We start from the raw sequence: 20,220 nt of genomic DNA, 5'->3' as shown, positions 1-20,220 counted from the left end.
TCTGGGCCAGCGCCGTGCCGACCGCCGAGAGGGAAAGGACGAGGGTGGCCAGTGCAAGGCCGGCTTGGCGTTTGTTGATCATGTTGTCTCCTGTTGTGGGGTAGGCGGTGCCCGCTTGGACTGATAACGTCCGGACGTCCGCATGTTATGCTGATGTGCATCTCCAAGTCAACCGAAATACTCCCATGGTCACTGCCGCCAACCCTCTCGCCCCGCTCGCAGGCCGCACGGCCCTGGTCACGGGCTCTGGCCGCAACATTGGTCGTGCCATCGCGCTGTCATTGGCCGCCCAAGGCGCGCAGGTGGTGGTGAATGGGCACAGCGACCGCGCCGCGGTGGATGGGGTGGTCGACGAGATCCGCGCCCAAGGTGGCAAGGCCTTGGGCGTCATGGCCGACGTGAGCGTCGATGCGGAGGTGGCCCGGCTGGTGCACACGGGCGCCGAGCACTTTGGCTCGATGGATATCGTGGTGTCCAACGTCGGCATCCGACGCAAGCAGCCTTATCTGCAGATCACGCCCGAGCAGTGGGATGAGGTGATGCGTACCAACCTCTCGGCCGCCTTCTACCTGACCCGCCATGCCATTCCCCTCATGCAGCCGCGTCGTTGGGGCCGCATCGTGCTGATCTCCGGCTTTGACGGCTTCTGGGGGCAGGTCACGCACCGGGCCCACAACATCACCGCCAAGGCCGGCCTGCACGGTCTGTCCATGGCCCTAGCGCGCGAGTTCGGGGTGGACGGCATCACCGCCAACACCGTGGCGCCGGGCGCAATCGACACCGTTCGCGACTGGTCGCAGTACACCCACCAGCAACGCGAGCAACTCGAGAAAGAAATTCCGCTGGGCCGCTACGGCACGACCGACGAACTCGCTGCCGCCTGCGACCTGTTGTGCGGCGACCGCGGCGGCTTCATTTCCGGCCAGGTGATCCACGTCAACGGCGGCCACTACATGTATTGACCGGGACGCCGCCGTGAACACCTCGCCCCGTTACCAGCAGCTGTCCACCACGCTCGTGCGCGAGATCGGTGAGGGCCGCTACCCGGTCGGGTCGCTGCTACCGCCCGAGCCTCAGTTGTGCCAACGCTTTGCGGTGTCGCGGCACACGGTGCGCGAGGCGGTGCGCCACCTGTGCGAGCTGGGGCTGGTGTCGCGTCACCAGGGCGTGGGCACGCGAGTGCGGGCGCTGCGCAGTGGCAAGCAATACGTCGCCTCGCTGTCGTCTCTGGGCGACCTCATGGCCTACGCGCAAGACACACGGCTGGAGGTACTTGGTGCGCGCGCAATCGAAGCCGACGCCGAGCTCGCCCACCAGCTGCGATGTGGGCTAGGCGAGTCCTGGCTCGAACTCAATACCTGCCGCAAGACGCTGGACACCGACGAGCCTATCGTGCACATGCGAGTCTTTGTGCGCCCCGAGGCACACGGCCTGCAGCGCGAGCTCGAAGAGGGGCAGGCCTGGGTGTTCGGGCTGGTCGAGAAATACGGCGGTGAGCGCATCCTGGAGGCGCAGCAGGTGGTCAGCAGCGTCGCGGTGCCCGCCCAGAGCGCGCGGGTGCTGGGGGTCAAGCCCAAGTCGCCGGGCTTGCTGGTGCGCCGCTTCTACATCGGTCGCAACGATCGGTTGCTCTCGGTTTCCATCAACGTGCACCCGGTGGGACGTTTTGAGCTCACGACGCGCTGGCACCTGGAAGAAGGTGGTGGCGGCGGCGGGGGAACATGAGCGACGTGCCGCCGCAGCGACGACCCTGGCTGGCCTTGCAGGTCACGCTGGCTGCGCAGGTCATGGCCAGCTTCGTGATGAGTGTCGCCCCCATTCTGGCGCCGGCGGTGGCGCCCGCGCTGGGGTTGGCCCCAGAGCAGGTGGGCTTTTTCGTCGGGGGCGTGTATGCCGTCGCGATGGTCGCCGGCCTCTCCAGCGGTCCGTTGGTGGCGCGCTTTGGCGCAGGTCGAGTGACGCAGGGCGTGCTGGTGGTGATTGCCGCTGGCACGATGCTGGGCGCCATCGGCCAGCCCCTGATTTTGTTTGGGTTGGCGGCTGGCCTGATCGGTCTGGGCTATGGCACGGTGAACCCGGCGGCCGCCGACATTCTCGGGCGCCATGCACCACCCGGCGCGCCCGGCCTGTTCTTTTCGCTCAAGCAAACTGGCGTTCCGATCGGGGTGGGCTTGGCGGGAATGCTGATGCCCTTGGGCCTGGGCCTTGTGGGCTGGCGAGGCGCCGCTTGGGCCGTGGCCTTCGCCTGCCTGCTGCTGGCGCTGGCCTTGGGGCCGGCCGTCAGCCGGCTCGACGGCGCAGATCGCGCACGCACACGCACACGCACCGAGGTACCCACCGGTCCGGGCGGACTGAGCAATCTCCTCGCCGTGTTACGCCACCCGCCGCTACGGGCACTGAGCCTGGTGACTTGTGTCTATGCGTTGGCGCAGCAAGGCTTTCTCACCTTCGTGGTGGCCCGTCTCTATCTGGAGCTGGGACTCTCGCTGGCGCTGGCGGCTGGGCTACTGGCGGCGTCGCAGGTGGCGTGTGTGGTGGCACGCATCACCCTGGGCCATGTGGCCGATCGCTGGGTGAGCCCGCGCGTGCTGCTCTCCGTCATGGGTTTGTGCATGGCGCTCAATTGCCTGGCACTGGGGCTGCTGCCACGCGACGCCAGCTTCGCCGTGATCACCATGGTCGTGATCGCCTGCGGCGCCACGACCATGGGCTGGAATGGTGTCTTCTTCGCGCAGTTGCTGCGCACCGTTCCGCGCGAAGACCTGGTGGCCAGCAGCGGTGGTACGCAGTTTTTCATCTTCTTCGGCGGCATGCTCGGCCCGGTGCTTTTCAGTGCGCTGGTGCAGCAGGGCGGCAGCCATGCGCTGGGCTACCTGTTCCTGGCGGGTGTCACCGCATTGGCGGCTTTGGCCATGCTGCGCACGCCGGCGGATGCGGCGGTGACTATTCCATCTACCGAATCACGGGGCCGGTGAATCTGAAATGGCCATCAGTTCAGATTGCTTCTAAGACAAGCTTTAGCAATTTGCCACCCGAAATAAACCCGTGTTTCTCGCCTTGCGCGCTACTGCGCTTGTGGCTAAATTGTTGAGCACAACAACTGTAGCCCCGCGCCCACACCCCACAGGAGACCGCCATGCTGACAACCGACGAGATGGAAAAGCTCATCCCCGCTGAAAACGCTAAATTTCGCTCGCCCATCCCCACCCAGTCGGTGTCCAGCGACGAGTTTTACCCCGCCGCCCAAACGCCCAGGCAGCGCGAGTTTGAAGCCCGCATCAAGCAAATCGGCAGCGCGCTGGCCAAAAAACAAGGCGTCTCGCGGCGTAAATTTTTCCAAGGTGCCGCGGGCATGGCTGCCGCTTATCTGGCCATGAACGAGACCTACGGCCCGCTGTACATGGTTAGCAGTGCCGAAGCGCAAACCCCCGAGATGGCCAATGCCCGGGCCAATGCGCTCAAGGGCCAGTTCATCATGGACATGCACACCCACTTTTTGCGCGACGACACGCGGCTCGAAGGCTTTGTGCGATCCCGCGAAGCAGTGGGCAGAGCGGGCTGGAACCCCACGCTGGTGAACAAACCGCAAACCCTGGACGACTTGAAGTTTGCCAACTACTTCAAAGAAATTTACCTCGACAGCGACACCAAGGTGGCGCTCATTTCTGGCTCGGGTTCGGAGGAGCCTCGCGACTGGTTTTTGACCAACGAGATGAAGGCGCAAACGCGCAGCAACGTCAACCAACAAGCGGGCAGCCAGCGCATGTTCTCGCACGCCATCTTCATGCCCGGGATGCCCGGTTGGCTGGAAAAAGCCGAGCAAGACCACGAGACCTTGCGGCCCGACTCGTTCAAGGGTTACACCATTGGCGACAACACCAACAAACGTTTGGCGCGCCACCCCTGGCATTTGGACGACGAAAAACTGCTCTACCCGTTTTATGAAAAATTGGTCAAATGGAGCAAAACCAAACCCAGCCTGGCCAATGTGTGTGTGCACAAAGGCCTGTTCCCGCCCTCCACCACCAAACAGTTTCCAAACTTGCTGCAATACGCTGACGTGCGCGACGTGGGCAAAGCGGCCAAAGACTTTCCCGATCTCAACTTCATCATCTACCACTCGGGCTTTCGCTTTACCGGTGGGGCCCACATGACGGGCTGGGAGCAGTTTGAACAAACCGGGCGCATCGACTGGGTCACCGACCTGGCCGAGATCCCGCAAAAGTACGGCGTCAACAACGTTTACGGCGACCTGGGTCAAATCTTTGCCCAAAGCACCTTGGCCGAGCCGCGCTTGTGCGCAGCCATGATGGGTCAACTGGTCAAGGGCTTGGGCGCCGACCACATCGTGTGGGGCTCGGACGCGGTGTGGACTGGCGCGCCGCAATGGCAAATCGAAGGCCTGCGGCGCTTGGAAATTCCACAACAAATGCAAGAGAAATACGGCTTTGCCCCCCTTGGCGCGCCCGACGGCGCAGTGAAGAACGCCATCTTTGGCGGCAACTCAGCGCGCCTCTATGCCTTCACACCGCAACAACGCGCCGCGCTGGACGGCGACCCCGTGGCCCTGGCCCGCGCCGAATACGACTTGCACGGCGAAGGCCGCACCAACTTGCGTTACGGTTATATGCAAAGGGCTTGAGCGGTTTGACAGCCCTCAGCCCTGTAAGCGGCTGCGCAAGGCGGACAGAGAGCTGGTCTACAGCTGCGCCAAGCAGACCGGCGCAGGCCGAGCCAACCAGCACCGATGCAGGCGAGGGCGCACTTGGGGCAGGCAACCCACTCCCAACTCAGGCCGAGTCGGCCCAACTGGTGCCACCCAAGCGCCCGGCGCACTACCTGTGGGCGGTGTTGATCGCCCGCATCTACGAGGTGTTCCCGCTGGTATGCCCATCTGTAGCGGGCCAATGCGAATCATCGCCTTGATCACGCACAGCGCCGACATTCGGCAGATACTGGAGCACATCGTGGTGGGTGCAGAGTCACCACGCATGCGTCAATTGGTGAGTTGAGTTGGTAAGGGGGGCAACAGCGGTTTTGCCAACGTTGCGGGGAATGGCTGTGCCTGGCGCCGCCCAAAACGGGTCATGGCGAAAAATCTCGAAAAACCTCGGGCAACTGGCCCGGTGCAATCATCCAAGCATATCCCAATGTGGGTCATGAGAAGTCACAATCATATGCCATACTTAACAGTTTTCTATCTTTTGATGAATTGACCATGATCAGCCCGCCTTAGCGGGAGGCGGATTGTTGACGCTGGAGTGTGTTAATTGTTAGGCGAAGGCTTTTACTAGTAAGGGAATGAATAATGGGCAAGAAATACCGAGTGTCAATGTTTGGGAGTTACTACCGCGGACTCAACTTGCTCAGTGAACTGCTGATAGGCGAAATCAGCGAGAAGGTGACGGTCGTTGGTGTCGCCACCGACGACCCAAAAGCGACCTTCATCAGCGCGGACAAGCGTGTTTGGCAGTATCCCCATACGGACTACGAAGAGGTCATGGTGGCCGAGCTTGCCAAAGAAAACGGGATTGACTGCTTTACCGGTCGAGTAAATGAAGACGCGTTCTACGAAGTGATCGATGGCTGGAAGCCCGATATTTGCGTGATGGCAACCTTTGGACAGCGCATCAAAGACCGCCTCATTAACACCCCGCCACTTGGGTTCTACAACATGCACCCCTGTATTGACGACAGTTGGCCATCGAAGTACGTTGGCGGTAACCCGTTCGATGCCCTTAAACGCGATGGCAAGACCTACTGCACCATTGCATTCCATTCAGTGGACCTGGGTTTCGACACGGGCCCGCTGCTGGGAATGTCGGGCAAGATCGCGATGCCAAAGGAAGCCACTGTGACGGACATGCACAAGGCGACCAGTTATGAAGCGGCTCAATTGGCCAGTCGGGAGATGCAAAAAATCTTTGCCAAACATGAGGCTGCGAGTTCATAAGCCTGAAAGCCAGGGGAGCCAACTCTCGCTCACTTCAACAAGCAAATCACCATGGTAAGTTCGCACACAAAAGACCTCTCTGTAATTGCGCCCGTTAATGGCGTCGTACAAGAGCAGGTATCAAAACTCGCGATCAAGCTTCACGTCAGCATCTCAACACTTTTTCTGTGCTTGATATTGCCGGCATTCGCGGTGTTTGTGGCCTTTATCTACAAAACCAATTTGGGGATATATAAGGAAAACGCGGCAGCGCTCATCACCAATCACAACACCCAGATGACTGACAAGCTGCTTGCGCTGCTTGACCCCATCGGTGACTCATTGCTGACTATTGCCAAACAAGTGCGTGATGACCCAAGGCTGTTTGACACTGATAACGTCAACGACACGTTGTTGCTGCACCTTGAGAACAACCCTAATCTGGTGTCTATATTTGTGGCGTCAGACAAGGGAAACTTCCGCCAAGTCCAGCGCATGCGGGAAGGCATGATTATCGCCAATCGCGTGCCGTCACCGGACGCCGTTTTTAACTTCTGGAGCGTCGACCGTTCTGGCATGCCTGCTGACGCGTCCAAGACTGGAAAGCCGGTGGAGTCGGTCTTCAAGTTCTACAAGACCCGCGATGCCGCACCCATTGAGACGTTTGCGGTTCCGAATAACTACGATCCGCGTGGCCGACCCTTCTACAAGAGTTTGCTTTCGACCGTCGAAAAGATCCCCCAGGAGAAGCGAAATCGCTTCCTGCTGCTCGACGAGCCCTATGTGTCGGGCAGCACTTCTCAGGCCACGATGACTGTCTCTACGCCAATATTCAAAGACAATGTTTTCAAGGGAATGGTTGGTGAGTCTTTCGAGTTGAACTCCATCGCCAAATTCCTCAAATCGATTCAGATCAGCAAAAACAGTGAGTCCTACATCATTGATGTCGATGGCAATATTGTGGTCAGTACGGCTGCCGACAACGGGTACACGATCATTAAGTTAGGGCTGAAAAAGCAAAATGTGCGTGAGTCCAGCGGCAAGGCGGTCAAGCAGGCGTATGACAGGTACTTGTCGACACAGGATCGCGCGTTTGAGTTCAAGAATGAACTGACCGGGGAGACCTACCTCGCCAGATTCACAGCGTTTCCCAACAATTTCAACAAGAATTGGGAAGTTTTGACGCTGGCTCCAGTCAGTGACTTTCTGGTTGGACTCAACGCGATCAATAGCAGACTCATTGTCTACGGCGGCTCAACATGCATTTTTCTGGTGCTGCTGACCTTCATCCTGTCACGAGCCATTTCTCGACCTATTGAAACCCTTACCGAAGAGATTCGTGATTTGCTCGAATTCAATCGACCCAGGAAGGTTATCAAGTCCAGAATTTTGGAAATCACCATTCTCTATAATACTGTCAATAAACTGCGTAATACGCTCAAAGCATTTACCTCTTACGTGCCTCGGGATCTGGTCAACGATTTACTCAAAAATGGCAATGACATTGAACTCGGTGGCGAGAGTCGCTACCTGACGATTTTCTTTACCGACCTTCAGGGCTTTTCGTCCATTTCCGAGGTCACTCCATCGCGCGAATTGGTCCGACTCGTCTCGGAATACTTGTCCTTGGTCACCTATGCAGTGCGGGAGGAATCGGGAACGGTCGATAAATTTATTGGGGACTCGGTGATGGCCTTCTGGGGGGCGCCGCTCCTGGACCAGAATCATGCGTACCACGCCTGCAGAGCAGCCGTGAAGTCTCAGCGCAGGATGGTTGAATTGAACCGCAAGCTAGTTGAGGAAGGACTGCCGCCCCTAACCGTCCGCATCGGTATCCACTCCGATGCGGTTCTGGTGGGCAACATCGGTTCTGCCGAGCGCATGAGCTACACGGTCATGGGGGACGGTGTGAACGTTGCAGCCCGCCTGGAGGGTATCAACAAGGAATTCGCTACTTCCATCTGTATCAGCCACGCGACCTACAAGGAGGCTGGCGAGCGTCTTTGGACGCGCCCAATCGATGTGATTACCGTGAAGGGCCGCAAGGGTGAGATCCCTATCTACGAAGTGGTCGCGATCTGCGGTGACGAACCCGAAATCTCGGCAACTGAGAATGATGTGCAACTGTGCAAGTTGACGCGGGAGGCATTCACTTTATACACGGCGGCCAAATACAAAGAGGCGGGTGACCTGTACAAGAAGATTATCGAGACCTACGACGACGGGCTGTCCAACATCATGATGGAGAGATGTCGTGAAAGGATGGCTACGTGAGCCTGTTTCAGCCCAGCACCAAGTTGTCGCCACAAGAAGCATTTACAGGAGAATCCGTGATTCCACAAAAACCCATGCGAGCTGAATCGGGCCGGCAGAGTTTGACCCAGCGCCTAGTGCGCGTTTTCGCCGCCATCGCTTTCTCGGTGGGCCTGCATGCACCGGCTTTTGCGCAGGCGACCCAACCCAAGCCAGTTGCATCTGCTCCACAGGCTGCGGTCCCCGCCAAGGCCGCAACGTTGCCACCGCAAGCGCTGCCTGTGAAGCCCACGACGTCAGCGCCGCAAGCAGTACCTGCAAAGCCGGCCGTCGTCGCGCCTCAGGCAGTTCCGGCCAAGCCAGGTGCCGCCGTACCGCAGTCCGCCGTTGAAGTGCCACCGACATCTGTTCCAGCGCGCAAGTCACCCCTGGTCAAGGCACCAAATGGCAAGATGGTCGCCGCTGATATTGCCAGAATTCTGAGTCGAGGGGAGCTGGTGGTGGCATTCATCGGCACAGACTCATTCCCGTTTTTTTCCATAAATAAAGACGGCGAACACGTCGGAACGGATATTGATCTGGCGCGTTTGATCGCCAAAGAGTTGGGAGTGCCAGTGCGGTTTGACCGTACCTCAAAGACCTTCGATGCAGCCGTAGAGATGGCCGCAGACGGGCGCGCAGACATTGCCATGGGACGACTTGCAAGAACCCTTGCGAGGTCGCAGAAGGTCAACTTCAGTCAGGTCTACATCCGACTGGGACACTCGTTCCTAATCAACCGAGTGGAATTCGCCAAGATCTCGGGCGACCGGGCTGCGCCACGGGTTATCAGAAACTTCACCGGCAAGTTGGGCGTGATTGCTAATTCTGCGTGGGAAGAATTTGGGCGCAGAAACTTCCCCAAGGCCAAGATCGTGCCCTATCCAACTTGGGCCAAGACAGTTGAGGCCGTCAAGAAAGGGGAGGTCGTTGCCATCTACCGCGACGAATTCGAAATCCAGCAGATCATGCGTCCCAACCCTGAACTTGCGTTGACCCTGCGGACCGTAACCTTCAATGACCTTTATTCGCCAATCAGTGTGATGGTGGGAATCAATGATGTCTCGTTGTTGACTTTCATCGATGAAGTCATCGCCCAACGCACGGAAATTCCGACTGTCGAAGAGATGCTAAAGGAGCTGAAGTGAACGCAAATAATCCAGAAAACGCAATGACTTCACCCGCGTTTTTTCAGGAAACCGCCATGAAAGATGCCATTCCAAAGCCCATAACCCAGATGCAAAAATACAAAGTCTTTGCTACGCATCCACTGACCGTGTTGGGTTGTGTGATTCTCGGCGCCATTCTGGGTTTGAGCCTACCGAATCTCTCGAAGAACCTGGCTGTGGTGGGTGTGGTGTATGTGGATCTCTTGAAGATGATCGTTCTGCCGTTTATGTTGTCAGCGGTCATCTTCTCCCTTCAAAACCTGTTTCATGAGGGTGGGGCCGCAAAAATCATTGGCAGGGTAGTTGTCGTCTTTGCAGTCTTTGCCAGTGCATCCGCCTTACTCTCAGCAGGATTCTTCGCTACCACCAGTCTTGGTGACAACATGCCGGAGAGTGTTACGTCGGCACTTGGGAAGATTGTTGGTGCTGATACACAAAGTAGCAATCTTGAAATGTATTTGAGAAAAGCCGACGAAATTCCGAAGGAGACAACAGTGGGTGACGTTCTGACATCCCTTATTCCATCGAACATCTTTAGTGCACTGGCAACAGGCGACACCCTCAAGGCCCTTGTGTTCGCCATATTGTTTGGCTTTGCCGTGGGGCAGGTGCCAACGCATGTCTCTGATGGCTTGAACAGAACACTTGAAACCGTTTATCAAGCGTGCCAAACACTGACACATTGGGTCAATTTACCGATACCGCTTGTTCTGATTTGTCTTGCGGCCAGCCAGCTCGCAGAAACAGGTCTGGAACCTTTAAAGGCCATGTCAGGATTTGTGATCACGTTTCTAGCGCTGAGTACCTTACTGTTGGTGATTTCAACGTATGCGCTGAGTCGTCGGGCATCGGTTCCATTTTTGCGAGCGGCACACGCCATGCGCGCTCCGTTTGCGTTGGGCGTTGCAACCAACAATAGCGTTACATGTATGCCGGCGATGATTGAGTCTCTTGTCAAACACTTGGGTTTCTCGAAGACTCAAGTGGAGTTGCTGGTTCCATTGAGTGTTTCTTTGCTCAAAGTGGGGGCTGTTGCCTATTTCGTTTGCGCAACACTTTTCGTTGCGGAGTTGTATGACAGACCCATTGGAATGGCGGACATGGGTATCGTTGTAATTGTTTCTATTCTTTCCGGGTTCGCTTCTTCGGGCATGGCCGGAATAGTGACCATTACACTGGTTGGTACCGTGTGCGGATACCTCAACCTACCCTTTGAAGCGGCGTTTATCTTGTTTGTAGCAGTTGACCCGCTTTGCGCGATGGCAAGAACGGCGGTGACCGTTGTTGCCGGATGTGCATCAGTTGCCATCATCTGTCCTAAGCCTCCGCCACCGCCGCCGCCTGAACCCCTCGATTCCATCATGGCTTAGTCGCCAGCACTGCTTCTCGTGTAGTTTGCAGAAGGACATGCCTTCAGCAATGTCCAGGCAAACTCTCTCTGGAGATATTCGAGGCGGCGTTGAGGCAGCTTTGATGGACTTTCGGCGTCTATAGTTTTGACGCCGATCCAATATAGAAACAGCCTGGGACTTACGGCATAAACCAGTCCAAGTTTTTAGCCGCACCCCCAGGTGGTCAATATTGGATCTGCGGCAACATACGGCTCTTTGGAATCACACCACCCATGTGTTTGTGCCACCTCCGGTGGCCCGCGCTTCGTGTGGTATAAGTTTGTGGCAAGCGGCCGCGAACCATTGTGGACGCCAAGTCACGCTGGCGCTAGGACCGATTCTCGCTGCCGGACTGAACGACGGACGGCTTCAGGGTATCAGCAACGCAACACCGATCACGATCGTCAGGAGACCAGGCAATGGAACATCCGAACAACCGGCAAGAAACAACGGCGGTATCCGCTTCATCCACGTCATCTGCCGCCGACACGGTCAGCGCGGCTGACGAGACGCAAGAAGCGCATGCCGCCGCGATGCAGTCTTACCTGCGCGACGGCGAGGCCCGGGCCTTCGCGCTCGGCAACCGCGGCCCCATCCGCCGCACCGCAGACGGCCAAATCCACCCCGAGATCCTCGACGCCTACTGGCGCTGCGGCTTCTACGTGCTCGAAGGCGTGCTGGGCCCGGAGGAATTGGCCGACATCGAGGCCGACCTGCGCGACAACGTGCTCGGCCGGTTGCCCGTCCATCGCGGCGCTGCCGTGGATGCCCTGGGACGGCCCGCGCTGGCGGTCGACAACACCGCACCGACCCTGTTCTGGTCGAAGCCCCTGGCCGATCCGTTCGGCGGCACCGCGCTTGCCGGGGGCCGCCATCCGGTGAAGATGCATGAACCTACGGCGGCAGCTGGTGCACCCGACGAAATCGTCTACCTGATCCTCGGCTCGCTGCAGTTCTCCGAGACACATCTGCGGGTCTACGGGCATCCCGACCTGCTCGCCGTGGCCGCCGCGGTCAACGGCGACGACTTCGTGCCCTTCAACGAGGCGCTGTTCATCAAGGAGCCCGGCCTGGGCGCATCGGTGGCCTGGCACCGTGACGGCCTCACCCACTGGGACAGCCCCGACTGGGACGCCGGCTCGCACGGTTTCAACTTCATGGCGCAGGTCTACGGCTGCACGCCCGCCAACGGCGTGTGGGTGGTGCCCGGGTCGCACGCCCAGCGCCGCGTCGACATCAAGGCAATGGTGGCGCGGGCCGGCTCCGACCGGTTGCCCGAGGCGGTACCGATCATCTGCCAGCCCGGAGACGTGGCGATCACCAACCGGCAGGCGGTGCACGGCTCGTTCGCCAACACCAGCCCCGACTGGCGGATCACGCTCAACCTCGGCTTTCACCGGCGACGCTCGGTGCTCGGCGTGATGGGCGGCGGCATCCATGCGACGCCGGCGGTGTTCGACGACGCCCGCATCCGCGAGCGGGCCCGCGCTATCGGCTACGGTATCGACGCCCGGCGGCAGCGCTTCACACAGGAGACGCCCTTCGTCTATCGGCCGCACGCCGAATCTGGCGAGCGTTTCAGCTGGGACGAGACCGTGCGCGCGACGTTGAAGGACTACAACCGGCTGGACCTGAGCATCTGAGCGCTGAATCAAGTCTTCGTCGCTTTCGTTGAAGGCGTTTTTGGGGTTGAGGAGCGAGACCATCAGGCGGGTGGGCAAGCGGGGACTGTTGCCGCTGACCGAAAACCGACCATCTGGGGTGCCAATAAGTAATCGCAGGTGAACTGCAGATCTACCAATCCGCTATTTCTTGCTCTTGAAGCGCGCGATGGCCTCTTTCAAATCACGAAATTCTTCGCAAGAGAAAACACAGGCTTTGTCCAAGCGCGCCAACATCTGTTCAGCGCCTGCAAGATCGTTCTTCATGAGCAAGAGTTCACCGTAATACTCCAAAGCGCCCCTGTGTTTGGGATCAATCTTGAGCGCTGCCAGGTAAAAGCGCTCAGCTGCGGCCAAATCTGGGGTGGATTTTTTTCGCTGTGCATAGCCCAGCAGGTTATTCCAATCGGCTGAGTTGCTTTGGTTGGCCGCCTCCAGCGTACTGATCGCTCCTGAATAATTGTTTGCCTTGATTTCTTTTTGGGCTTGAGCTTGCCAAGATGACGCAGGCTCTGACGGGCTGGAGTCAGCCGCATGCGCACCCACAACACAGGCAGCAAATGCCAAGGCTAAGATTTGTTTGGTTTTGCGCATGATATGAATCCAAAAAATTTTGATAAGTGCTATTGTGTATTCAAAAGGGGCAGATTCAAGGCTTGGGGGTTATTGGGCTCAGCGCTTGACGGCGCAGCGTTAACGCTGACGGACTTGTAGTGTGGCATGGCGATTTGACACGGCGCATCCACACCAACCCCAACATCCCCATCAAGCTGACCAACAAAATCATGGCCCATTCGCTCAGGGTCGGGATGGGGGCGTTTTCAGTCCCCAGAATTTCCGCCAAGTGCGTCTGCACATAAGCGGGCAGGGTGGCCGCGGTTTGACTGGCCACACCCAACAGCACCTGATTTTGCGTTGCAGTCGCTGTGCCTGCTTTGTTCAAAACCCCATTGCCATCAGCATGGACGGCCGGGGTCGGGCGTATGACAACATCTTTGTGGAGCGGCTTTGGAGGAGCGTCAAGCATGAAGACATCTACCTCAACGGCTACGCCACCATGGGCGAGTTGTTGGTCGGCCTGACGAAATACTTTGCCTTCTACAACACTGAGCGCCCCCACCAGTCACTGGACAACCAGACACCGCAAGAGGTTCACAAGACTTCAAGCGGCGGCGGTGCGATGATCGTGGACAAATACCGGACTGGAGAAAGCCACCCAGTTGCGCTGCGCTCCAGCGGGACTGCGACCGGGGAAGTCAGGATTAAGATTGAGCCTGCAAGACAAAAGGCAAAAACCGGGGCAGCGCCGTCCAGCTGCGAGAAGTTGAGTGCAACTTAAACTGCCATCAAGTCTGTCCTGACTTTGGGGTCCACTTCATTCGGCAAATACGAATCCAGTCAGAGAGTTGCATTTTCAAAAAACTTTGATGTTGTAAGCTATAAAACGAACCCGAGGCCATTGAGGCGCTGGTTTAAGTTTGCTATTGCTTTAATACTAGAAATAATAAATTTAATTTTACGAAATTTTTTAAATTAGAAAATTACAATTTCGTTAGAAACCGAAAAATTTGCATAGGCCACCATCGCGATCTGTGGCGTGAAGCCCGTCTTTAAGCGCTGCATCGCGCTGAGTTTCCAGCTATGTAGTCAGTGAGTCAGACCCCTGAATCACAATCCCGTGGGTACTGGGTTTTGGGTTCAAGACCAGACCAGACCAGACCCGATGAAGCCATGAAGCAGGCGTCAAACATTTTTTGTTTCTTGCTTTCATCGGGACTTCACAGACAGCCAAACTTTGGGCCGTGCGGCCCTTTTTTGCGGCAACCATCTTTGGTTAGCCCTCATCACATGTTGGCCACTCGTGGCGCTACTGGATCTGACCAAGCTAGGAGCGCCGCCATCGCCCCGATCAACTTTGGCCTGCCAACTCCACATCTGTCGCTGGGTGCACCGACAGTCAGCACGATAAAAACAATCTCTATTTTTACCGTCTGACCTAGCCGCCAGTGCCGCCAGTGCCACCACTCCCCGCGGCGCCGCCATTGCCACCGTTGCCGCCGTTGCCCGTCAGGCCGCCGGCGCCACCCGCGCCTCCGTTGCCGCCGTTGCCGCCGGCCACCACCGGGGAGGCGATGTCGATCACCGACACCGAGTTGTCGCGTTGGTTGGTGACATAGGCGAGGGTGCCGGCCTGGTTGACCGCCACCGCGATCGGGGTGCCACCGACAAGGATGGTGGCGGTCACGGTGTTCGTGGCCGTGTCGATCACCGACACCGAGTTGTAGCCTAGGTTGGTGACGTAGGCGAGGGTGCCGGCCGGGTTCACCGTCACCCCGTTCGGGAGGTTGCCGACAGCGATGGTGACGGTCACGTTGTTCGTGGCCGTTTCGATCACCGATACCGTGTCGTCGTTTTGGTTGGTGACGTAGGCGAAGGTGCCGGCCGGGTTGAACGCCACCCCGCGCGGGTATCGGCCGACCGCAATGTTGGTCACGTTGTTGTTGGCCGTGTTGATCACCGATACCGTGTTGCCGTTTTGGTTGGTGACGTAGGCGAGGGTGCCGGCCGCGTTGACCGCCACAGCGACCGGGAAGTCGCCGACAGGGATGGTGGCGATCGAGTTGTCGGTGGCCGTGTCGATCACCGACACCGAATCGCCGTTTGCGTTGGCGACGTAGGCGCGGGTGCCGGCTGGATTGAACGCCACCGCGAACGGGAAGGCGCCAACAGGGATGGTGGCAGTCACGGTGTTCGTGGCCGTGGCTATCACCGACACCGAGTCTGCGGCTGCGTTGGTGGCGTAAGCAAGGGTGCCCGCGGGATTGACCGCCACCGCGAGAGGGAAGGCGCCAACGCTGATGGTGGCAGTCACGGTGTTGTTGGCCGTGTTGATCACCGACACCGAGTTTCCGCTTGGGTTGGCGACGTAGGCGCGGGTGCCGGCCGGGTTGACCGCAACCCAGCTCGGGTTGCTGCCTACAACTATGGTGTTGGTCACGGTGTTGGGGGCCGGAGCCAGACCTCCTGCAACACCACTCCCCGCGGCTCCGCCGTTGCCGCCATTGCCCACCGAGCCGCCATTGCCGCCAGCGCCGCCGTTGCCGCCCGCCGTGCCCGCGACCGCGCTCAAGTCGGCGCTGGCGTCATAACCCGCCCCGCCATTGCCGCCATTGCCGCCTGAGGTTGCTGCGGCTCCCGCAGCACCTGTGACGCCAGCCACTGCGCCAGAGCCGCCTGAACCGCCCGCGCCTGCCGCTCCCGGATTGCCACCATTGCCGCCAGCGCCGCCATTGGGCGTGCTAGCGTTGCCTGCCGCACCTTGGCCGCCATTACCCCCCAAACCGGCATTGCCGCCGTTGCCACCCGCACCGCCATTGCCCGCGAGCGATCCACCACGGCCGCCTGCACCGCCTGCGCCGCCATCTTCTCCGTTACCGCCTGCCCCCCCAGCAGCGCCTGGGGTTGCGCCGCCCACACCGTTCAAACCGTTCGCTCCCGTACCTCCATTGCCCCCTTTGCCGCCGTTGCCCAGCAACGAGGCTGCGGCACCACCGGCACCACCTGCGCCATTGGCAGACGCCACCGCATGCGCCTGTCCAGACAGGGCCACCCAAGCCAACAAAACAGCAAGGAGAGGATTTAAAAAAGACTGTTTACGCATGGGTCTTCGCCTTCATCCCAGACTTGGGGTTTGAACGCGATCCGGCTTTGCGGCGCAACATCAACATGGACAACATCGCCACCAAAGAAGCCAGTAACACCATGGCCCATTCAGACAGTGTTGGAATGGCGGGAAGGTTGGCACCTCCATTGGGTGCTGTGCAGTAGCTCAATGAAGCGATGGATGTCTGATTTGGGTTGACAGAAGCTGTGTTGGCCCCAGAGTTCAGGGTGCCTGCGCCAAACGTGATCGATCCCAACGCAGTCAGCGCAATCGACCCGTCTGCCCCTTGGGCTCCGGCCCCCGATCCTCCACTGCCACCTGCACCGCCCAAGGCGGTGATGCCCGCATTGCTCACGATGGTCTGCTTGGCCTGAATGATGACCGAGCCGCCGGCTCCACCGACACCGCCCAAAGCCCCGATTTGTCCAATACCGCCGGCGCCACCGTTGGTCAAAATTCGTGCACCGGTGGCGCTGGTGAATGAGCCGCAGGTGTTGAAGGTGAGGGTGCCTGCAGCCCCTCCGCTGCCTCCGGCACCTCCCGTGCTTAGCCCAAAACCGGGTAAACCACCTGAGCCACCGGAGCCGCCATCGGCCGCAGCGGCCGCGCTCGCGCCAAGGGTGATCGATCCTTGTACGTTGAAAAGCCCACTGACCACCGCAGGCGCGCTTCCTCCAGCTCCCCCCGCTTGGCCCGAGTTGCCGCCTACGCCCCCATCGCCGCCGTGACCGGGTGCGCCGAGCGTACCCGCCAAGAGCATGTTGCCGGCAACATCGATGCGGATGGGAACGCGGTATTCCAGGACGACGCCCGAATTGATGGTGAAGTTGCCTTGCACCGCCAGAGGACTGCTGGCAGAGCCGATGGTGGTGTTGGCGGAAACCACGCAATCACCTGAACCGCACAATTGGGACAGGTCAATGGGGGTTGCGGCCGCTGGGGCGCAAAAGGCCAAGAGCATCCATACAAGACAATTGGCAACGGGTTTTACGAGGTTCAAAAAAGCACCACTTGACGTTCAAGGAAACTCATGGACACCCCAAAAAAGGAATTTGTATGGATGAAGCCAAATAAATTTGGGTGTTCGTCACACGCAAAAAAGATAACGAGTTTCAAATTTCGGAACTACTGTATCGAAAATATGGTTTTTGTCAATCCACGGAAGAGTTTTTTGATGAGCTGTACCCATGCCAAGGTTGGACTTGCCCAAACGGCAGGGCCAACGTCAATCCGGCCATCAACTGGATCAAGCTTGGCCTCGCTAGCCCTCAACCGGCGACCATGCCCTGATGCCGCAGCAAGGCGTCTAAGCTGGGCTCGCGGCCCCGGAAGGCTTTGAATGATTCGAGCGCCTGATGGTTGCCGCCCGGTTTAAGAATGGCCTAGCGGTACAGGCGTCCGGTTCCCACACTGGGCGTGCCGTCGGCGGCGGTTTTGTCGAACAGGGGTAGGGGCTCGCCCGTTTCCGCATGCCACCCAGACTCGGCTTCAAGCCTCTTCAGGCAATGTCCCCAGCAAAGCCAGGCTGGCGGCCACGGCGCATCCGCACAAAGCCCAGCATCCCCATCAAGCTGACCAACAAAATCATGGCCCATTGGCTCAGGGTTGGGATGGGGGCAGTTGCTGCGGCAGTTGCAAGAATTTGTGCTGCGTTCTGCTGCACATGAGCAGACAGGTTGGCCGCGGTTTGACTGGCCACACCCAACAGCAGCTGGTTTTGCGTTGCAGTTGCTGTGCCTGCTTTGTTCAAAGCCACCCACTGGTCCAACACGCTGGCCGCTGACACCACTGCGGGCGTGCTGCCCGCCAGGCTTGCGCTGTACGACGTGGGCACCACCGCCAGATCGAGGCTGTTGCTGTTGTTCACGTTGTAAAACGCGAGCAACTGCGTGCCGCTGGTTAACTCTGCCGGTTGCGTCAGTGTGGCAAAGCGCCCAGAGATGCCGCCCGCGGCAGTGGCGATACGAAACACATCGCCCAGCACGGGAACGTAGATGGCACTTCCGTAGCCCGGTTCACCTGAGCTGAACAGGTTGGACAAACGCGGGGTCAAGGTGACGCCTGAATTGATCGTCAACTGGCCGCCCACATTCAAAACCGCGTAATAACCCGTGGCGCCAACCGGTGTTGTGCTGCTCGATGGGGTGGTACCGGCAATGTCTTCAATGAATGTGGCGCCAGAATTCAAGGTGAGGTTTTGCAGTATGGACAGGTGGCCGGGTGAGTTACCGGGTTTGATAACACCGGAAACAATGCTATTGCCCGCAATGGTGCCGGTGCCCATCAACGATCCTGCCGTTGCCACAAAGATATCGCCAGTGCCCGTTGGCGAAGGGCCAGCGACCACCAGCGTGCCGCCTGAAACCGTGGTGCCACCCGAGTAGGTGTTGGCACCTGAAAAGATGGTAATGCCATTGCCGATGAACGTTAAGCCCCCGCTGCCAGAAAACACACCCGAGAGGGTGGCAGAACCCGAAGTCGGCTGTTGAATGGTCCCACTGCTGTTGGTGATAGCAATAGCAACCGTAGAAGAATCTCCGGAATTTAGAACCAGTGTGCCACCTGACAAGGCGGGGTTAACGCCCAAGTTGCTGACAGATACGGAGGAGCCAGCCCCAATGGTGGTGGATGGGCTTGCTGACGCAGTGATGGTGACGGTCAACTGTGATGACGTTGCAGAAGAATAGGTACTGTCGGCAGCCTTGGATGCGGTCACAATACAACTGCCGACGCCCGTTCCTGTCAAGGTGGCACCGCTCAAGGTACATGGGCCACTGATCAGTGAATAGCTCACAGCGCCCGTGCCACTTCCACCGGTTGTGCTCAGTGTTGTTGTTCCATTGACATTGATGCTGCTTGTAGTTGTGGCAACCACAAGGGTTGTTTGAGGGGCCAGAGAAACACCGACCGACAGCTGTGAAGACGTGGCAGAAGCGTAAGTGCTGTCGGCGGCTTTGGTCGCGGTCACGATGCAACTGCCCGCGCCCGTTCCTGTCAAGGTGGCACCGCTCAAGGTGCATGGGCCACTGACCAATGAATAGGTCACATTACCCGAGCCACTGCCGCCGGTTGTGCTCAGTGTAGAAGTGCCGCTGACGGTGATGCTGCTGGGTGTTGATACTGCCGAAAGGGTCGCTTGTGGAGCAGCTTGTGGAGCAGTTACGACCAAATCCCAAGTGGTGGAACCAATAACGTTTCCATTAGCCGCCAATTGCCAATTGAAACCACCTGGGAAGGTGCCGCTTAAACTGCTGCTCGCGATATTGCTGGCTGATAATCCAGTGATCACTTCGCTATAAGTACCGGCGGCCAAAGTCGATGCAGAAACACCTGACAGCAGTGTTGTGCCGGTATTTCCATAAATGTTAAACGTGATGCCACTCGTATCCGAAGCATTTGTGGGAGCTGTCACCGACAACTTACCGTAATTGGTCGAGCTGCCAATCATGATGTTGTAATTGGCTGGCAACTGACCTGAGTAGGTCAGGGGGCTGCTTCCACCCTGTTGATTGTTCAGTGTGCCAATGGCACCATAATTATTAGAGATGCCAGCACCATTGGGCGCTGATACGGTGCCGGTATTGGTGAGCGTGGTGATGGTGCTGTAATCGTTGAGAATGGCATTGCTGAGAGAGCCGGCTGAAGATATCGAGCCGGTGTTTTTCAGTGATGTGATTGTCCCGAAAAAATTGAGGATGCTGTGGGCTTCCCTGCCATTGGTTGAAATCGAGCCGTAGTTGCTTAACGATGTGATCGTGCCAGTGCTATTTTGAATGCCATAGCTGTAATCTGTGGAAGTAGTAATAGATCGACTATTTGCTACCGTAAAACTGCACAACTCTGTTGAAATAACTTGTGTTGTGGTGACGGCTGAGTTGATGACGGAATCCCCAGTACAAACAGCCCAAGCACTTGTGTGCCAAAAGCAAAAACTACTGACTACTGCAACTGCCGACACCAACGGTCTGAATCTGTATGTACTTACAGTAGTGTCCGGTTAAAAAGTGAATAAATTCAACTGGTTAGCGTCGGACGGGTTGTCGATTGTGTTGCCATCGAGCTGCAAGGCGCTTGAAACCTCGGTTTTCTCGAATACCGAGACCGACAAGAT

General features: G+C 58.2%; 15 protein-coding genes and 2 pseudogenes. 11 read left to right on the top strand and 6 right to left on the bottom strand.

The genetic code is table 11. From position 1 onward, the window contains the following. Positions 1 to 155: 155 nt before the first annotated feature. The 10 genes from B9Z49_RS03240 to B9Z49_RS03195 all read left to right on the top strand — a co-directional run bounded on the left by B9Z49_RS03240 (position 156) and on the right by B9Z49_RS03195 (position 12,427). Positions 156 to 962, top strand: a complete 807-nt coding sequence (locus B9Z49_RS03240; RefSeq protein WP_146188457.1) for an SDR family NAD(P)-dependent oxidoreductase — start codon at positions 156 to 158, stop codon at positions 960 to 962. Between the two features lie 13 nt (positions 963 to 975). Then, on the top strand, positions 976 to 1,725 hold the full coding sequence (locus B9Z49_RS03235; RefSeq protein ID WP_108352018.1) for a GntR family transcriptional regulator: 750 nt from the start codon (positions 976 to 978) through the stop codon (positions 1,723 to 1,725). After that, entirely contained in the window at positions 1,722 to 2,975 is a 1,254-nt protein-coding gene (locus tag B9Z49_RS03230; protein WP_108352017.1) for an MFS transporter, read from the top strand. Before B9Z49_RS03235 ends, B9Z49_RS03230 begins: the two co-directional genes overlap by 4 nt. Before the next feature lie 161 nt (positions 2,976 to 3,136). Beyond that, positions 3,137 to 4,642: an amidohydrolase family protein gene (locus B9Z49_RS03225; RefSeq protein WP_108352016.1), complete on the top strand. Its 1,506-nt coding sequence runs from the start codon at positions 3,137 to 3,139 to the stop codon at positions 4,640 to 4,642. After that, positions 4,639 to 4,926 (top strand): hypothetical protein, encoded by a 288-nt coding sequence (locus B9Z49_RS22485; protein WP_369913367.1) that lies wholly within the window; start codon positions 4,639 to 4,641, stop codon positions 4,924 to 4,926. Before B9Z49_RS03225 ends, B9Z49_RS22485 begins: the two co-directional genes overlap by 4 nt. 382 nt (positions 4,927 to 5,308) lie before the next feature. After that, a complete protein-coding gene (locus tag B9Z49_RS03215) occupies positions 5,309 to 5,953 on the top strand; it encodes a formyltransferase family protein (protein WP_108352015.1) in 645 nt (214 codons plus the stop codon). 51 nt (positions 5,954 to 6,004) lie between these two features. Continuing rightward, positions 6,005 to 8,206: an adenylate/guanylate cyclase domain-containing protein gene (locus B9Z49_RS03210; protein ID WP_108352014.1), complete on the top strand. Its 2,202-nt coding sequence runs from the start codon at positions 6,005 to 6,007 to the stop codon at positions 8,204 to 8,206. Continuing rightward, the gene (locus tag B9Z49_RS22165; RefSeq protein WP_233254493.1) at positions 8,203 to 9,372 is read left to right on the top strand and encodes an ABC transporter substrate-binding protein; all 1,170 of its coding nucleotides are present in this window, start codon (positions 8,203 to 8,205) and stop codon (positions 9,370 to 9,372) included. The genes B9Z49_RS03210 and B9Z49_RS22165 overlap by 4 nt, the downstream gene beginning before the upstream one ends. Before the next feature lie 56 nt (positions 9,373 to 9,428). Continuing rightward, positions 9,429 to 10,763: a dicarboxylate/amino acid:cation symporter gene (locus B9Z49_RS03200; RefSeq protein WP_233254492.1), complete on the top strand. Its 1,335-nt coding sequence runs from the start codon at positions 9,429 to 9,431 to the stop codon at positions 10,761 to 10,763. Positions 10,764 to 11,203: 440 nt separating this feature from the next. Next, positions 11,204 to 12,427, top strand: coding sequence for a phytanoyl-CoA dioxygenase family protein (locus tag B9Z49_RS03195; protein ID WP_108352013.1), 1,224 nt, complete (start codon positions 11,204 to 11,206; stop codon positions 12,425 to 12,427). A 162-nt stretch (positions 12,428 to 12,589) separates the two neighbouring features. Here B9Z49_RS03195 and B9Z49_RS03190 read toward each other — a convergent pair whose 3' ends face one another. Both B9Z49_RS03190 and B9Z49_RS21730 read right to left on the bottom strand, forming a co-directional pair. Next, positions 12,590 to 13,039 carry a hypothetical protein gene (locus B9Z49_RS03190; protein WP_108352012.1) on the bottom strand — a complete coding sequence of 150 codons (450 nt, stop codon included), beginning with the start codon at positions 13,037 to 13,039 and terminating at the stop codon, positions 12,590 to 12,592. A 55-nt stretch (positions 13,040 to 13,094) separates the two neighbouring features. Beyond that, positions 13,095 to 13,388, bottom strand: coding sequence for an IPTL-CTERM sorting domain-containing protein (locus B9Z49_RS21730; RefSeq protein WP_233254491.1), 294 nt, complete (start codon positions 13,386 to 13,388; stop codon positions 13,095 to 13,097). 6 nt (positions 13,389 to 13,394) lie between these two features. Between B9Z49_RS21730 and B9Z49_RS03180 the strand changes: the two are divergent. Further along, a pseudogene (locus B9Z49_RS03180) lies at positions 13,395 to 13,643 on the top strand (integrase core domain-containing protein); the annotation flags it as partial. 798 nt (positions 13,644 to 14,441) lie between these two features. On the opposite strand, the gene B9Z49_RS03175 reads toward B9Z49_RS03180, so the two are convergent. From B9Z49_RS03175 to B9Z49_RS03165, 4 genes and pseudogenes are all read right to left on the bottom strand, one after another. Next, positions 14,442 to 16,106 (bottom strand): beta-propeller fold lactonase family protein, encoded by a 1,665-nt coding sequence (locus tag B9Z49_RS03175; protein WP_158273405.1) that lies wholly within the window; start codon positions 16,104 to 16,106, stop codon positions 14,442 to 14,444. Further along, complete coding sequence (locus B9Z49_RS03170) at positions 16,099 to 16,995, bottom strand: IPTL-CTERM sorting domain-containing protein (RefSeq protein ID WP_146188455.1); 897 nt, start codon at positions 16,993 to 16,995, stop codon at positions 16,099 to 16,101. Before B9Z49_RS03170 ends, B9Z49_RS03175 begins: the two co-directional genes overlap by 8 nt. A 382-nt stretch (positions 16,996 to 17,377) precedes the next feature. Next, a pseudogene (locus B9Z49_RS22160) lies at positions 17,378 to 17,551 on the bottom strand (M3 family metallopeptidase); the annotation flags it as partial. 56 nt (positions 17,552 to 17,607) lie between these two features. Then, entirely contained in the window at positions 17,608 to 19,155 is a 1,548-nt protein-coding gene (locus B9Z49_RS03165; protein WP_158273404.1) for an IPTL-CTERM sorting domain-containing protein, read from the bottom strand. Positions 19,156 to 20,220 lie beyond the last annotated feature (1,065 nt).

Origin of the sequence: Limnohabitans sp. 2KL-51 (genome assembly GCF_003063645.1) — a bacterium.
Taxonomy (GTDB): Bacteria; Pseudomonadota; Gammaproteobacteria; order Burkholderiales; family Burkholderiaceae_C; genus Limnohabitans_A.
Note: the sequence above shows the minus strand (reverse complement) of the source record. Positions and strands in the feature narration are given on the sequence as shown.

Excerpts from the sequence above, each read along its gene's own strand:
- B9Z49_RS03230 (WP_108352017.1), top strand. The coding sequence starts at position 1,722 with ATGAGCGACGTGCCGCCGCAGCGACGACCCTGGCTGGCCTTGCAGGTC.
- B9Z49_RS03225 (WP_108352016.1), top strand. The coding sequence starts at position 3,137 with ATGCTGACAACCGACGAGATGGAAAAGCTCATCCCCGCTGAAAACGCT.
- B9Z49_RS03215 (WP_108352015.1), top strand. The coding sequence starts at position 5,309 with ATGGGCAAGAAATACCGAGTGTCAATGTTTGGGAGTTACTACCGCGGA.
- B9Z49_RS03210 (WP_108352014.1), top strand. The coding sequence starts at position 6,005 with ATGGTAAGTTCGCACACAAAAGACCTCTCTGTAATTGCGCCCGTTAAT.
- B9Z49_RS03200 (WP_233254492.1), top strand. The coding sequence starts at position 9,429 with ATGAAAGATGCCATTCCAAAGCCCATAACCCAGATGCAAAAATACAAA.
- B9Z49_RS03195 (WP_108352013.1), top strand. The coding sequence starts at position 11,204 with ATGGAACATCCGAACAACCGGCAAGAAACAACGGCGGTATCCGCTTCA.
- B9Z49_RS03190 (WP_108352012.1), bottom strand. The coding sequence starts at position 13,039 with ATGCGCAAAACCAAACAAATCTTAGCCTTGGCATTTGCTGCCTGTGTT.
- B9Z49_RS03175 (WP_158273405.1), bottom strand. The coding sequence starts at position 16,106 with ATGCGTAAACAGTCTTTTTTAAATCCTCTCCTTGCTGTTTTGTTGGCT.